Raw genomic sequence first — 14028 nt, forward strand, 5'->3', positions numbered from 1 at the left:
GGCCGTCGACCAGCGCGACCAGCCGCGTCGCCGGCGTGCCGAGCTGGGCCGCGATCGCCTGCTGGCTCTGCCCCGGCCGGGAGGCGACCAGCCGCAGCAGCCCGACCTGCGGCGGCGTCAGGTCCAGCTCGCCGATCCGCGCGGCGAACCGCTGAGCCGCGTGCGCGCCCACCTGGGCCAGCAGGAAGGCGCTCCCGAAACCGTTCATGTCTGGAACCGTAGCGGTTGACAATCGATTACACCAGTGTAATCGTTTATGGTATGAAACGAATCGCGATCATCGCCTACGCCCTGTTCACCGTCGCCGGGGGAGTCCTCGGCGCCACCGGGACCCGCCCGGACTCCTCCGCCGCCGAGGTCGCCGCCTACGACGCTGCCCACCAGGGGCTCGTCCAGCTGCTGGCCCTCGTCGTCTTCGGCGCCGGGCTGTCCCTCGCGACGTGGACGGCGGCGGCCAGACCGCCGCAACTCGGCTACGCGGGCGGCCTGCTCGCGTCGGGCTCGCTCCTGCTGAGCGGCCTCGCCACCTGGACGGCCGCGCAGAACCCGGACGTCGCCCGCCCGTTCACCGCGCTGGCCTTCGCCGCCGGCGCGTTCGGGTTCGCGGTCCCGCTCGCGCTGCTCATCGCCGACGTCGCGCGCGCGGAACGGAAGTGGCTCGCGGTCACCGGCTACGTCATCGCCGCACTGGCCGGGCTTTCGGCGCTCAGCATGCTGACCGACGTGCTCTACCCGTTGATCCCGGTCGCGCGCTTCGGCGGGCTCGTCTGGCTGGTGCTCGCGACCTTCGTCAAGCCGCGCGACTAATCTCAAGTCATGTCACGCGCAAGCCTGGACAAGGACCCGCACGAAGTCGCCGCGATGTTCGACGGCGTCGCGGACGGGTACGACCGGGCGAACTCGTTCATGACCTTCGGCTTCGACCGCCGCTGGCGCACCACCACCGCCCGCGTGCTCGACGCCCGCCGCGGCGAGAAGGTCCTGGACCTGGCCGCCGGCACCGGGGTCTCCACCGTCGAGTACGCCCGCGGTGGCGCCTGGTGCCTGGCGGCGGACTTCTCGTTCGGCATGCTCCGCGCGGGCAAGCACCGCAACGTGCCGATGGTCGCGGCCGACGCGCTCAACCTGCCGTTCGCCGACGACAGTTTCGACGCCGTGACGATCTCCCTGGCGCTGCGCAACTTCGTCGACACGAAGGCCGCGCTCACGGAGATCGCCCGCGTCGTCAAGCCGGGCGGCCGCCTGGTGATCTGCGAGGTGTCGACGCCGCCGTTCGCGCCGATCCGGTTCATCCACCGGCGGTTCATGCTGAAGCTGCTGACCTGGGTCGGCAAGCGGACGTCGTCCAACCCCGAGGCCTACTCCTACCTGGCCGAATCGATGCTGGCGTGGCCGGATCAGCGCACGCTCGGCGAGATCATCGCGAGCGCGGGCTGGGCCGACGTCGAGTGGTTGAACCTCACATTCGGCGTCGTGGCGATCCACCGAGCGCGCAAGCCTGCCTAAACTCGCGCGTATGACGCGACGCACCGCAGACCAGGACGCCGAAGTCATCGTCGTCGGCGCCGGACCCGCTGGGTCCACCGTGGCCACCTACCTGGCCCGCGCGGGCGTCGACGTACTGCTGCTGGAGAAGACCGAGTTCCCGCGCGAGAAGGTCTGCGGCGACGGCCTGACCCCGCGTGGCGTCAAGCAGCTCATCGACCTGGGCATCGACACCAGCGAGGACGCCGGCTGGGTGCACAGCCGCGGCCTGCGCATCGTCACCGGCGACCTCACGCTGGAGCTCGACTGGCCGGACCTCACGAGCTACCCGCCGTACGGCGTTTCCCGCACCCGCCACGACTTCGACGACCTCCTCGCGAAGCTCGCGGTGAAGGCCGGCGCGCGGCTGTACGAGCGCACCACCGTCACCAGCGCGATCACGAACGCGAGCGGGCGCGTGGTCGGCGTCGAGGCGAAGGTCGGCCCGGAGAAGACGCCGGTGCACTACCGCGCGCCGCTGGTCCTGGCCTGCGACGGCGTGTCCGCGCGGCTCGCGCTGAGCGTCGGCATCCAGAAGAACGAGAAGCGCCCGATGGGCGTGGCAGTGCGCCAGTACTACAAGAGCCCGCGCCACGACGACCCGTTCATCGAGGGCCACCTCGAGCTGTGGGACCGCTCCGACCCGCGCGACCCGAAGCTGCTGCCGGGCTACGGCTGGGCGTTCCCGCTGGGCGACGGCACGGTGAACGTCGGCCTCGGCATGCTCTCGACGTCGGCCTCGTTCCGGAACACCGACTACCGCGCGCTGCTGCGCCAGTGGCTCGACGGGACGCCGGAGGAGTGGGGCTACCGCGAGGAGAACGCGATCGGCAAGGTCGGCGGCGCCGGCCTCCCGATGGGCTTCAACCGCACCCCGCACTACCGCGACGGGCTCCTGCTGCTGGGCGACGCGGGCGGCATGGTCAGCCCGTTCAACGGCGAGGGCATCTCGGCGGCGATGGAGTCCGCGCAGATCGCGGCGGAGGTCGTCGTGCAGGCTTTGGCGCGCCGTGAAGGCCCCTCCCGTGAGCGTGCTTTGGAGGCGTACCCGCGGGCGGTCCGCGAGCTGATGGGCGGCTACTACCAGCTGGGCAACGTCTTCGCGAAGATCATCGGCAAGCCGAAGATCATGCACGCCTGCACGAAGTACGGGCTGCGCATCAACAAGCTGCTGCCGCTGGTCTACAAGGGCCTGTCCGGCTGCTACGACGCCAAGGGCGGCGACGGCGTCGACCGCCTGATCTCGGCCCTGGCCCGCGCCACCCCCTCCCCCCGCTGAACCCCCTCAAACCCGTCACTTTCCCTAGGAAAGATGCGTCCGAGGGCCCTCCAGACGCATCTTTCCTAGAGAAAGCTCGGGGTTGGGCGCGCGCGGACACACGAGTGGCCTAGCAAGTTGGCCGTGCGGTCAGTGGGATAGCTCACACGCCGACGTCCGGATTGTCCGGCCACATGGCGATCTTGAACGGCCTTCGCGCAGGTCGCGCGCGGGCTGTCATCGCGCCGTGACAACGATGGCGGCGGAACTTAGGGCACCCTTATAACACGGGGGCCTAGGGACAAGAGTGTGAGTCGCGTCCTAGACTCCCCCCATGCTTTGTGAATCCCTTCACATCCGCGCCGAGTGGCTTGTGAACTATTTCACAAGGCGTCCCCGGTCCAGCCACGGGCCGTAAGGAGACCCTGACCCTCGGCGGTGTGACCCAGGTCCCTTAGGGTGCCGACGAGGCCAAGCGGTTCCCCACCACAAGCACAACCGCAGCGGCGCGGAAAGGATGGCGAAGACCCCGTGCTGACGTTGCTGACCCGGACCGAAACGGTGCAGCTGGCGCAAGAGGCCCCGAGCCTGAAGCCCTACCTGCCCATCGTGATCTTGTTCGTCCTGGCGCTCGGTTTCGCCGTGCTCTCGGTCCTGCTGGGCCCGCTCGTCGGCCCCAGCCGCTACAACAAGGCCAAGCTGTCCGCCTACGAGTGCGGCATCGAGCCGTCGCCGCAGCCGCTCGTCGGCGCCGGGCGGATGCCGGTCGCGTACTACATCACCGCGATGCTGTTCATCCTGTTCGACATCGAGATGGTCTTCCTCTACCCGTTCGCCGTGCAGGCGGACGCGCTGGGCACGTTCGGCCTGGTGGAGATCCTGCTGTTCATCGCGACGGTCGGCTTCGCGTACGCCTACGTGTGGCGGCGCGGCGGCCTGGATTGGAACTAGACCCATGGGCCTCGAAGAGAAACTCCCCAACGGCATCCTGCTGGCCAGCCTCGAAGGCCTCGTCAACTGGGCGCGCAAGAACTCGCTCTGGCCCGCGACCTTCGGCCTCGCCTGCTGCGCGATCGAGATGATGACGGTCGGCGGTTCCCGCTACGACATCGCCCGCTTCGGCATGGAGCGCTTCAGCGCGACGCCGCGGCAGGCCGATCTGATGATCGTCGCCGGGCGCGTCACGCAGAAGATGGCCCCGGTCCTGCGCCAGATCTACGACCAGATGGCCGAGCCGCGCTGGGTGCTCGCGATGGGCGTCTGCGCCTCCTCCGGCGGCATGTTCAACAACTACGCCGTGGTCCAGGGCGTCGACCACATCGTGCCGGTCGACATGTACCTGCCCGGCTGCCCGCCGCGGCCGGAGATGCTGCTGGACGCGATCCTCAAGCTGCACGCCAAGATCCAGGACGAGCCGATCAACGCCCGCCGCGCCGCCATCCGCGCCGCCAGCGGGGCCCGCACCGAGCTCGTCGCGTCGTCGATCAAGTACGCGAAGAAGTAAGCGATGACTGAAACTCCTGAGACCGGCGGCGAGCAGTCCAGCGCCGACCGTCCCGAAGGCGGCCTCGAGCCCCAGGGCACCCGCCCCGCCGAACCGGTCGTCACGGGCCGCGAACGCCAGGGCATGTTCGGCGTCCACGGCACCGGCGACACCTCCGGCTACGGCGGCGTCCGGCTCCCGGCCTACAGCCCGGCGCCGGCCGAGCGCCCGTACGGCGGCTGGTTCGACCAGTTCGCCGACGAGTTCTACGCGGCGCTGGCCGACCACAAGATCCCCGCCGAGTCGATCCTGCAGACGACGGTCGACCGCGGCGAGATCACCTTCTACGTCGACCGCGAGAAGCTGGCGGAGATCGCGAAGGTCCTGCGCGACGACGGCGGCCTCCGCTTCGAGCTGCTGTCCTCGGTGTCCGGTGTGGACTACGGCGTCGACGTCCCGCAGCGGCTGCACGCGGTCTACCACTTCACGTCGCTGACCTACCGCCGCCGGATCCGCCTCGAGGTCACCCTCGACGTCGAGGACCCGCACGTGCCGTCGCTGGTCGGGATCTACCCGACCGCCGACTGGCAGGAGCGCGAGACCTGGGACATGTTCGGCATCGTCTTCGACGGCCACCCGGCGCTGACCCGCATCCTCATGCCGGACGACTGGGACGGCCACCCCCAGCGCAAGGACTACCCGCTCGGCGGGATCCCGGTCGAATACAAGGGCGCGGAGATCCCGCCGCCGGACCAGCGGAGGTCGTACTCGTGAGCACCGAGAACCTGTCCGACGTCACGACCGGCACCGACACTTCCCCCGAAGGCTCGGACAGCGTCGAATACGCCGATTCCCGCGACACCACCGAAGGCCGCGTCTACACGGTCTCCGGCGGCGACTGGGACGACGTCGTCGCCGACGCCCAGCACGACGAGCGCATGGTCATCAACATGGGCCCGCAGCACCCGTCGACGCACGGCGTGCTCCGGCTCGTGCTGGAGATGGAGGGCGAGACCGTCACGCAGCTGCGGTCGGTCATCGGCTACCTCCACACCGGCATCGAGAAGAACTGCGAGTACCGCACCTGGACCCAGGGCGTCACCTTCGTGACGCGCATGGACTACCTGGCCCCGCTGTCGACGGAGATGGCGTACTGCCTCGGCGTCGAGAAGCTGCTTGGCATCGAAGCCCCGCGCCGCGCGCAGCTGCTGCGCGTGCTGCTGCTGGAGATCAACCGGATCGGCTCGCACCTCGTCTACATCGCCACCGGCGGCATGGAGCTGGGCGCCACCACCGCGATGACGCTCGGCTTCCGCGAGCGCGAAGAGGTGCTGCACCTGCTGGAGCACCTGACCGGCCTGCGGATGAACCACGCGTTCATCCGCCCCGGCGGCCTCGCGCAGGACATGCCTGCCGACTACCACGAGAAGGTCACCGACTTCGTCAAGACGATGAAGAAGCGCCTTCCGCTGTACGACAAGCTCTTCACCGGCCAGCCGATCTGGCGCAACCGGCTCAAGGGCGTCGGGTACCTGCCGGTCGACGCGTGCCTCGCGCTCGGCGTCACCGGCCCGGTGCTGCGGTCCGCCGGCCTCCCGTGGGACCTGCGCAAGACCGAGCCGTACTCCTGCTACGACGAGTTCGACTTCGACGTGCCGGTGGACAACGGCGCCGACTGCTGGTCGCGCTACCTGATCCGCGTCCACGAGATGCACGAGAGCCTCAAGATCATCGAGCAGTGCCTCGAGAAGCTCGAGCCGGGCCCGGTCATGGTCGAGGACAAGAAGGTCGCCTGGCCCGCGCAGCTGTCCATCGGCAGCGACGGCATGGGCAACTCGCTCGAGCACGTCAAGAAGATCATGGGCCAGTCGATGGAGTCCCTGATCCACCACTTCAAGCTGGTCACCGAGGGCTTCAAGGTGCCGGCCGGGCAGGTCTACACCTCGGTCGAGTCGCCGCGCGGCGAGCTGGGCGCGCACCTGGTCTCCGACGGCGGCACCCGGCCGCTGCGGGTCCACGTGCGCGAACCGAGCTTCGTGAACCTGCAGTCGATGCCCGCAATGGCCGAAGGCGGCCTGGTCGCGGACGTGATCGCCGCGATCGCCTCGATCGACCCCGTCATGGGGGGAGTGGACCGATGAGCACAGCAGTTCCCGAACCCGGCCCGAAGGACGCCGTGACGACGCACGCCGCGGCCGGTCCGGACGTCGACGTCGTCGCCATCGCGCCGGACCCCGCGGTGGCCGCCGGGATCATCGAAGACACGCCGCTCGAGGACATCTTCGACGACGGCACCACGGCACAGGCGCAGGAGATCATCTCCCGCTACCCGATGTCCCGCTCGGCGCTGCTGCCGATGCTGCACCTCGTGCAGTCCGTGCAGGGCTACGTCAGCCAGGAGGGCATCGCGTTCTGCGCGAAGCAGCTCGACCTGTCCGACGCCGAGGTCAGCGCGGTCGCGACGTTCTACACGATGTACAAGCGCAAGCCGTGCGGCGAGCACCTCGTGAGCGTCTGCACCAACACGCTGTGCGCGGCCATGGGCGGCGACGCGATCTACAAGCGGCTCCAGACGCACCTCGGTTCCGAGGAAAACCCGCTGGGGCACAACGAAACCGCGGGCACGCCGAACGAGCCGGGCTCGATCACCCTCGAGCACGCCGAGTGCCTCGCGGCCTGCGACCTCGCGCCGGTCATCCAGGTCAACTACGAGTACTTCGACAACCAGACCGAGGACAAGGCCGTCGCGCTGGTCGACGCGCTGCGGGCGGGCAAGAAGCCGGCGCCGACGCGCGGCGCGCCGCTGTCCACGTTCAAGGGCGCCGAACTGCAGCTCGCCGGGTTCTTCCCGGAGGACGAGGCGGCCTACCGCCGGGACGTCGACGGCCCGTCGCAGGCCGTCGAGACGCTGCGGGGCGCGAAGCTCGCGCAGGACCGCGGCTGGGTCGCCCCGGTCGCCCAGGATGTCCCGCTGCCGGAAGTGGAGAAGAAGTAATGGCCGATCCCATTACCCCGGTCCTCACGAAGCGCTGGCTGTCGCCGAACTCCTGGCAGATCGGGACGTACGAAGCACTCGAGGGCTACACCGCCGTCCGCAAGGCACTGGCCGGGACGCCGGAGCAGCTCGTCCAGGTGGTCAAGGACTCCGGCCTGCGCGGCCGCGGCGGTGCGGGCTTCCCGGCCGGCATCAAGTGGTCCTTCATGCCGCCGAACTTCGACAAGCCGCACTACCTGGTGATCAACGCCGACGAGGGCGAACCCGGTACCTGCAAGGACATCCCGCTGATGATGGCGGACCCGCACTCGCTCATCGAGGGCTGCATCATCGCCTCGTACGCGATGCGGTCCAACCACTGCTTCATCTACGTCCGCGGCGAGGCGCTGCACTGCATCCGCCGCCTCAACGCGGCCGTGCGCGAAGCCGAAGCGGCGGGCTACCTGGGCGAGAACATCCTCGGCTCGGGCTTCGACCTCAAGATCACCGTCCACGCGGGCGCGGGCGCGTACATCTGCGGCGAGGAGACGGCGCTGCTGGACTCGCTCGAAGGCCGTCGTGGCCAGCCGCGGCTCAAGCCGCCGTTCCCCGCGGCCGCCGGTCTGTACGCCGCACCGACCACGGTCAACAACGTCGAGACCATCGCGAGCGCGCCGTTCATCGTCAACGGCGGCTCCAGCTGGTTCCGCGAGATGGGCCGCGAGAAGTCGCCCGGCCCGAAGATCTACTCGATCTCCGGCCACGTCGAGAAGCCCGGCCAGTACGAGTGCCCGCTCGGCACCACGCTGCGCGAGCTGCTCGACATGGCGGGCGGCATGAAGGACGGCATCCCGCTCAAGTTCTGGACCCCGGGCGGCTCGTCCACCCCGATGTTCACCGCCGAGCACCTCGACGTTCCCCTGGACTTCGAAGGCGCGGCGGAAGCCGGGTCGATGCTGGGCACCACCGCCGTCCAGGTCTTCAACGAGACCGTGTCGGTGCCGTGGGCCGTGATGAAGTGGACCCAGTTCTACGAGCACGAGTCCTGCGGCAAGTGCACGCCGTGCCGCGAAGGCACGTACTGGCTGGCGCAGATCCTCGAGCGCATGGTCGAGGGCCACGGCACCGAGGAGGACATCGACACCCTCCTCGACGTCTGCGACAACATCCTCGGCCGGTCGTTCTGCGCCCTCGGCGACGGCGCGGTCTCGCCGATCCAGAGCGGCATCAAGTACTTCAGGGACGAGTTCCTCGCCCTGTGTGAAGCGAACAAGCGTGAACTGGTGGGAGCGCAGGCATGACGATCGCGCCCGACAAGCCCGAGACCACCGAGACGCCGGTCCCCGAGGGCCACGTCAAGCTGGTCATCGACGGCGAAGAGGTCATCGCCCCCAAGGGCGAGCTCCTCATCCGCACGGCCGAACGCCTCGGCACGGTCATCCCGCGGTTCTGCGACCACCCCCTCCTCGACCCGGCCGGCGCCTGCCGCCAGTGCCTGGTCGAGGTCGAGATGGGCGGCCGTCCGATGCCGAAGCCGCAGGCGTCCTGCACGATGACCGTCGCCGACGGCATGGTCGTCAAGACGCAGCTGACGTCGGCGGTCGCGGACAAGGCCCAGCAGGGCGTGATGGAGCTGCTGCTCATCAACCACCCGCTGGACTGCCCGATCTGCGACAAGGGCGGCGAGTGCCCGCTGCAGAACCAGGCGCTGGCGCACGGCCGGACCGATTCTCGTTTTGTGGATACGAAGCGGACGTTCCCGAAGCCGCTGCCGATCTCGACGCAGGTGCTGCTGGACCGCGAACGCTGCGTGCTCTGCCAGCGCTGCACCCGGTTCTCCCGCGAGATCGCCGGCGACCCGTTCATCGAGCTGCTCGAACGCGGCGCCCACCAGCAGATCGGCACCGCGGAGACGGCGGACGTCCTGGACCTGGCGTCGCGGACGACGTCCGGCCAGCCGTTCCAGTCCTACTTCTCCGGCAACGTCATCCAGATCTGCCCGGTCGGCGCCCTGACGAGCGCGGCCTACCGGTTCCGGTCGCGGCCGTTCGACCTGGTGTCCTCGCCGAGCGTCTGCGAGCACTGCTCGTCCGGCTGCGCCGAGCGCACAGACTTCCGGCGCGGCAAGGTCCAGCGCAAGCTGGCCGGCGACGACCCCGAGGTCAACGAAGAGTGGCTCTGCGACAAGGGCCGCTTCGCCTTCCGCTACACCTCGGCCGACGACCGCATCCGGCGTCCGCTGGTCCGGAACAAGACGACCGGTGAGCTGGAAGAGGCCTCCTGGACCGACGCGCTGCGCGTCGCGGCGGCCGGGCTGGCCGAGGCCCGCTCGAACGGCGGCGTCGGGGTTCTGCCGGGTGGACGGCTGACCGTCGAGGACGCCTACGCGTACTCGAAGTTCGCCCGGGTCGCCCTGCACACCAACGACGTCGACTTCCGCGCCCGCCCGCACTCGGCCGAGGAGCTGGCGTTCCTCACCTCGCGGGTCGTCGGCGTGACGGCGGAGTCCGGCGTCACCTTCGGCGAGATCGAGCGGGCCCGCACGGTCCTCTGCGTCGCCTTCGAGCCCGAGGACGAAGCGCCGATCGTGTTCCTGCGGCTGCGCAAGGCGGCCCGCAAGAACCGCACCCGCGTCGTCCACTTGGGACAGTGGACGACCTCGTCGGTGCGCAAGACGTTCGGCGAGCTGCTCGCCTGCGTCCCCGGCCAGGAAGCCGCCGCCATCGACGGCATCGCCAAGCACGCGCCGGACCTCGACGAGGCCCTGCGCGGCGAGGGTTCGGTCGTCCTGGTCGGCGAGCGCGCCGCCCAGGTGCCCGGCCTCTTCTCCGCGCTGCAGGACCTGGTGGAGCGCACCGGCGTCCGGCTCGCGTGGATCCCGCGCCGGGCCGGCGACCGTGGCGCGCTGCAGGCCGGCTGCGTCCCGACGCTGCTGCCGGGCGGCCGCCGCGTCACCGACGACGCCGCCCGCGTCGCCGTCGAAAACGCTTGGGGCGTCCCGGTTCCGGCCACGCCGGGCCGTGACACCACCGGCATCCTCGAGGCCGCTTCGGGCCGCGAGCTCGGCGGCTTGGTCGTCGGCGGCGTCGACCCGTACGACCTGCCGGACCCGGACCTCGCGCTGCGCGCGCTGGACAATGCCGGCTTCGTCGTCAGCCTCGAACTCCGCCACAGCGCGGTGACCGAGCGCGCGGACGTCGTGCTCCCGGTGGCGGCGTCGGACGAGAAGGCGGGCAGCTACCTCAACTGGGAGGGCCGCACCCGCCCGTTCGACGTCACCCTCGAAGGCACCGGCGCCCTGCCGGACTGCCGGGTGCTCGACACCCTCGCCGTCGAGATGGACGCCGACCTGTTCACGCAGACCCCGGCCGCCGCCCGCGGTGACTTCGAGAAGCTCGGCAAGGCCTCGGCGCTGAACTGGGCCCACGTCGCCGTCGAGGCGCCGGCCCCGGTGACCCCGGCCGCCGGGCAGGCGATCCTGTCGACCTGGCGCCAGCTGATCGACAACGGGTCCCTGCAGGACGGCGAGCCGCACCTCAAGGGCACCCAGCGCACGCCGGTCGCGCGGCTGTCCGCGAAGACCGCCGAAGGGCTGGGCGGCACCGTCGAGGTGAGCACCGAACGCGGCGCGATCACGCTGCCGGTGGAGATCGCGGACCTGCCCGACGGTGTCGTGTGGCTGCCGGGCAACTCCGACGGCTCCGCCGTGTTCAAGACGCTCGGCGCCGGTCATGGCGCCGTGGTGAACCTCGCTGGAGGTGGGCAATGACCCCGCTGCTGACCGAAGCCGCCGTCGGGAGCGTTCCCGACGCGGCGACGCGGGCGGCGCTGCTGGCCGACGACCCGTTGTGGCTGATCCTGCTCAAGTGCGTGGTCATCCTGCTGATCGGCCCGATCATGACGATCTTCCTGATCGTCTGGGAGCGCAAGGCGGTCGGCCGGATGCAGAACCGGCCCGGCCCCAACCGGGTCGGCCCCGGCGGCTACCTGCAGTCCCTGGCGGACGCGATCAAGCTGCCGTTCAAGGAACAGATCATCCCGGACACCGCCGACCGCAAGGTGTACTTCCTCGCGCCGGTCATGTGCGTGGTGCCCTCGCTGATCGCGCTGTCGGCCATCCCGTTCGGGCCGGTCGTCTCGATCTTCGGCGAGCGGACCGTGCTGCAGCTGCTCGACCTGCCGGTCAGCGCGCTGGTGATCCTGGCCTGCTCCTCGATCGGCGTCTACGGCATCGTGCTCGCCGGCTGGGCGTCCGGCTCGCCGTACCCGCTGCTCGGCGGCATGCGCAGCGCGGCGCAGGTGATCTCCTACGAGATCGCGATGGGGCTCTCGATCGTCGCGGTGATCCTGCAGGCGGGCTCGCTGGACCTGGCCGACATCGTCTCGAAGCAGCAGCCGGCGTGGTTCCTCTACCTGGTCCCGAGCTTCGTGATCTACCTGATCTCGATGGTCGGCGAGACCAACCGCGCCCCGTTCGACCTCCCCGAGGCCGAGTCGGAGCTGGTCGGCGGCTTCCACACCGAGTACAGCTCGATGAAGTTCGCGATGTTCTTCCTCGCCGAGTACGTCAACATGGTGATCGTCTCGGCGTTCGCGACCACGCTGTTCCTCGGCGGCTGGATGGCCCCGTGGCCGCTGTCGCTGATCGGGAACAACGTCCTCAACACCGGCTGGTGGCCGGTGCTGTGGTTCTTCGCGAAGATGTTCCTGCTGCTGTTCGGGTTCATCTGGCTGCGCGGCACGCTGCCCCGCCTGCGCTACGACCAGTTCATGCGGCTGGGCTGGAAGGTCCTGGTCCCGCTGAACCTGGTGTGGATCATCATGGTGACCTTCGCGAAGGTCATCGCCTGGAACACCGCGTCCATCATCATCGCCGCGGTCGCCATCTTCATCGTCGTCGCGCTGTTCTTCTACGTCCGCGCGGCGGGCCGCGAAGAGGAGAGCGAGACGATCCCGGTGACCGGCGGCGGTTTCCCGGTCCCGCCGCTGGACCTCAAGGTCCCGCAGACCACCCCGCGTCAGAAGGCCCTGGCCAAGGCCGAGGCGAAGGCGGCCCGCCGCAAGCCGGCGGCCGTCGGTACCGCAAAGGAAGGAGCGCAAGATGGGGTTTCTTGATCCCGTCAAGGGCTTCGGCGTCACCTTCGGGATGATGTTCAAGAAGGTCGCCACCGAGGAGTACCCCGAGGCAGGCGCACCTGCCGCCCCGCGGTACCACGGCCGGCACCAGCTGAACCGCCACCCGGACGGCCTCGAGAAGTGCGTCGGCTGCGAGCTGTGCGCGTGGGCGTGCCCGGCCGACGCGATCTTCGTCGAAGGCGGTGACAACACCGAGGAGGCCCGGTACTCGCCGGGCGAGCGGTACGGCGCGGACTACCAGATCAACTACCTGCGCTGCATCGGCTGCGGCCTCTGCATCGAGGCGTGCCCGACGCGGTCGCTGACGATGATCAACTTCTACGAGCTGGCCGACGACGACCGCCAGCGGCTGATCTACACGAAGGAAGACCTGCTCGCCCCGCTGCTGCCCGGCATGGAGCAGCCGCCGCACCCGATGCGGCTCGGCGAGAACGAGCAGGACTACTACGTGAACGGCCCCGAGCTGGCACGCGGGGAGGCGTCGAAGTGATCGCCGCCCTCCTGACCCAGGCCCCGACCGGTGCCGCCGCGGGCGTTTCCGTCGGCGAGGCCATCGCGTTCTGGATCCTCGGCCCGCTCTGCCTGCTCGGCGCGCTCGGCATGATCTTCTCCCGCAACGCCGTGCACTCGGCGTTGTGGCTGGTGCTGACGATGCTGAGCCTGGGCGCGCTGTACATGATCCAGTCGGCGCCGTTCCTGGGCTTCACCCAGATCATCGTCTACACCGGCGCGATCATGATGCTGTTCCTGTTCGTGCTGATGCTGGTCGGCCGCGAAAGCTCCGACTCCGTCGTCGAGGTGCTGCGCGGCCAGCGGCTCGCCGCCACCGTGCTCGGCATCGGGATGGCCGCGTTGCTGGCCACCGGCATCTACCGGGCGATGGAGAACGTCACCCCGGCCACGCCGCTCGACTCGGCGACGCCGGCCGGCGGCGGTCCCAAGGGCCTCGGCAAGCTGATCTTCACCGACTACCTGTTCCCGTTCGAGCTGACGTCGGCGCTGCTCATCACCGCCGCCATCGGCGCGATGGTGCTGGCCTTCACCGACCGGCACGCCAAGGGCGGGAAGCGCACCCAGAAGGAACTGGTCGTCGCCCGCTTCCGCGGCGAGCACGACCGGCCCTCGCCGCTGCCCGGCCCGGGTGTCTTCGCCACCGCCAACTCGGTGGCGACGCCGGCGCTGCTCCCGGACGGCTCGGTCGCCCCGGAGTCGCTCTCGGCGATCATCGAGTCCACCTCGGCGATCGAGCTGGCGAAGGAACGCAAGCTCGTCGCGGACGACGTCGAGCACCCGGACGCGCACGCGCTGGTCGGTTCCGAAGGCGCTTCGGAAGGCTCGGAAGGGGAGAAGGCATGACCCCGACGTACTACCTGCTGCTGTCGGCGCTGCTGTTCGCGCTCGGCGCGGTCGGCGTGCTGGTGCGGCGCAACGCGATCGTCGTGTTCATGTGCATCGAGCTGATGCTCAACGCGGTGAACCTGTCGCTGGTCACGTTCGCCCGGATCAACGGCGGGCTCGACGGCCAGATCATGGCGTTCTTCGTCATGGTCGTCGCGGCCGCCGAGGTCGTGGTCGGCCTGGCGATCATCATGGCCATCTTCCGCACCCGGCGCTCGGCCTCGGTCGACGACACCAACCTGCTGAAGTACTAGG

At 69.7% G+C, this 14028-nt stretch carries 14 protein-coding genes and 1 pseudogene; 14 read left to right on the plus strand and 1 reads right to left on the minus strand.

All coding sequences use genetic code 11. From position 1 onward, the window contains the following. A pseudogene (locus G3I65_RS52335) lies at positions 1-208 on the minus strand (MarR family transcriptional regulator); the annotation flags it as partial. Positions 209-261: 53 nt separating this feature from the next. Between G3I65_RS52335 and G3I65_RS52340 the strand changes: the two are divergent. The 14 genes from G3I65_RS52340 to nuoK all read left to right on the plus strand — a co-directional run bounded on the left by G3I65_RS52340 (position 262) and on the right by nuoK (position 14027). Beyond that, entirely contained in the window at positions 262-807 is a 546-nt protein-coding gene (locus tag G3I65_RS52340) for a DUF4386 domain-containing protein (RefSeq protein ID WP_160703560.1), read from the plus strand. A gap of 9 nt (positions 808-816) precedes the next feature. Then, positions 817-1506, plus strand: a complete 690-nt coding sequence (locus G3I65_RS52345; RefSeq protein WP_160703562.1) for a demethylmenaquinone methyltransferase — start codon at positions 817-819, stop codon at positions 1504-1506. A gap of 10 nt (positions 1507-1516) precedes the next feature. After that, positions 1517-2803: a geranylgeranyl reductase family protein gene (locus tag G3I65_RS52350; protein WP_163046910.1), complete on the plus strand. Its 1287-nt coding sequence runs from the start codon at positions 1517-1519 to the stop codon at positions 2801-2803. 510 nt (positions 2804-3313) lie between these two features. Next, positions 3314-3733 carry an NADH-quinone oxidoreductase subunit A gene (locus tag G3I65_RS52355; protein ID WP_160703564.1) on the plus strand — a complete coding sequence of 140 codons (420 nt, stop codon included), beginning with the start codon at positions 3314-3316 and terminating at the stop codon, positions 3731-3733. A 4-nt stretch (positions 3734-3737) separates the two neighbouring features. After that, entirely contained in the window at positions 3738-4286 is a 549-nt protein-coding gene (locus G3I65_RS52360) for an NADH-quinone oxidoreductase subunit B family protein (RefSeq protein WP_086678877.1), read from the plus strand. A 3-nt stretch (positions 4287-4289) separates the two neighbouring features. Further along, positions 4290-5039 carry an NADH-quinone oxidoreductase subunit C gene (locus G3I65_RS52365; protein ID WP_160703567.1) on the plus strand — a complete coding sequence of 250 codons (750 nt, stop codon included), beginning with the start codon at positions 4290-4292 and terminating at the stop codon, positions 5037-5039. After that, positions 5036-6406: an NADH-quinone oxidoreductase subunit D gene (locus G3I65_RS52370; protein ID WP_160703569.1), complete on the plus strand. Its 1371-nt coding sequence runs from the start codon at positions 5036-5038 to the stop codon at positions 6404-6406. The genes G3I65_RS52365 and G3I65_RS52370 overlap by 4 nt, the downstream gene beginning before the upstream one ends. Next, positions 6403-7260, plus strand: a complete 858-nt coding sequence (gene nuoE, locus G3I65_RS52375) for an NADH-quinone oxidoreductase subunit NuoE (protein WP_160703571.1) — start codon at positions 6403-6405, stop codon at positions 7258-7260. Before G3I65_RS52370 ends, nuoE begins: the two co-directional genes overlap by 4 nt. Then, positions 7260-8540 carry an NADH-quinone oxidoreductase subunit NuoF gene (gene nuoF, locus G3I65_RS52380; protein WP_125310178.1) on the plus strand — a complete coding sequence of 427 codons (1281 nt, stop codon included), beginning with the start codon at positions 7260-7262 and terminating at the stop codon, positions 8538-8540. Before nuoE ends, nuoF begins: the two co-directional genes overlap by 1 nt. Further along, positions 8537-11008, plus strand: a complete 2472-nt coding sequence (locus G3I65_RS52385; protein ID WP_160703573.1) for an NADH-quinone oxidoreductase subunit G — start codon at positions 8537-8539, stop codon at positions 11006-11008. The genes nuoF and G3I65_RS52385 overlap by 4 nt, the downstream gene beginning before the upstream one ends. Continuing rightward, a complete protein-coding gene (nuoH, locus tag G3I65_RS52390; protein ID WP_160703575.1) occupies positions 11005-12354 on the plus strand; it encodes an NADH-quinone oxidoreductase subunit NuoH in 1350 nt (449 codons plus the stop codon). Before G3I65_RS52385 ends, nuoH begins: the two co-directional genes overlap by 4 nt. Then, positions 12341-12865, plus strand: a complete 525-nt coding sequence (gene nuoI / locus G3I65_RS52395) for an NADH-quinone oxidoreductase subunit NuoI (RefSeq protein WP_091303924.1) — start codon at positions 12341-12343, stop codon at positions 12863-12865. The genes nuoH and nuoI overlap by 14 nt, the downstream gene beginning before the upstream one ends. Then, positions 12862-13731, plus strand: coding sequence for an NADH-quinone oxidoreductase subunit J (locus tag G3I65_RS52400; RefSeq protein WP_160703577.1), 870 nt, complete (start codon positions 12862-12864; stop codon positions 13729-13731). Before nuoI ends, G3I65_RS52400 begins: the two co-directional genes overlap by 4 nt. Next, positions 13728-14027, plus strand: a complete 300-nt coding sequence (gene nuoK, locus G3I65_RS52405; RefSeq protein ID WP_003081840.1) for an NADH-quinone oxidoreductase subunit NuoK — start codon at positions 13728-13730, stop codon at positions 14025-14027. The genes G3I65_RS52400 and nuoK overlap by 4 nt, the downstream gene beginning before the upstream one ends. Position 14028 lies beyond the last annotated feature (1 nt).

Origin of the sequence: Amycolatopsis sp. SID8362 (assembly GCF_010550475.1) — a bacterium.
GTDB classification, from domain to species: Bacteria; Actinomycetota; Actinomycetes; order Mycobacteriales; family Pseudonocardiaceae; genus Amycolatopsis; species Amycolatopsis eburnea.

Excerpts from the sequence above, each read along its gene's own strand:
- G3I65_RS52350 (WP_163046910.1), top strand. The coding sequence starts at position 1,517 with ATGACGCGACGCACCGCAGACCAGGACGCCGAAGTCATCGTCGTCGGC.
- G3I65_RS52385 (WP_160703573.1), top strand. The coding sequence starts at position 8,537 with ATGACGATCGCGCCCGACAAGCCCGAGACCACCGAGACGCCGGTCCCC.
- G3I65_RS52345 (WP_160703562.1), top strand. The coding sequence starts at position 817 with ATGTCACGCGCAAGCCTGGACAAGGACCCGCACGAAGTCGCCGCGATG.
- nuoI (WP_091303924.1), top strand. The coding sequence starts at position 12,341 with ATGGGGTTTCTTGATCCCGTCAAGGGCTTCGGCGTCACCTTCGGGATG.
- nuoK (WP_003081840.1), top strand. The coding sequence starts at position 13,728 with ATGACCCCGACGTACTACCTGCTGCTGTCGGCGCTGCTGTTCGCGCTC.
- nuoF (WP_125310178.1), top strand. The coding sequence starts at position 7,260 with ATGGCCGATCCCATTACCCCGGTCCTCACGAAGCGCTGGCTGTCGCCG.
- G3I65_RS52365 (WP_160703567.1), top strand. The coding sequence starts at position 4,290 with ATGACTGAAACTCCTGAGACCGGCGGCGAGCAGTCCAGCGCCGACCGT.
- nuoE (WP_160703571.1), top strand. The coding sequence starts at position 6,403 with ATGAGCACAGCAGTTCCCGAACCCGGCCCGAAGGACGCCGTGACGACG.
- nuoH (WP_160703575.1), top strand. The coding sequence starts at position 11,005 with ATGACCCCGCTGCTGACCGAAGCCGCCGTCGGGAGCGTTCCCGACGCG.
- G3I65_RS52360 (WP_086678877.1), top strand. The coding sequence starts at position 3,738 with ATGGGCCTCGAAGAGAAACTCCCCAACGGCATCCTGCTGGCCAGCCTC.
- G3I65_RS52340 (WP_160703560.1), top strand. The coding sequence starts at position 262 with ATGAAACGAATCGCGATCATCGCCTACGCCCTGTTCACCGTCGCCGGG.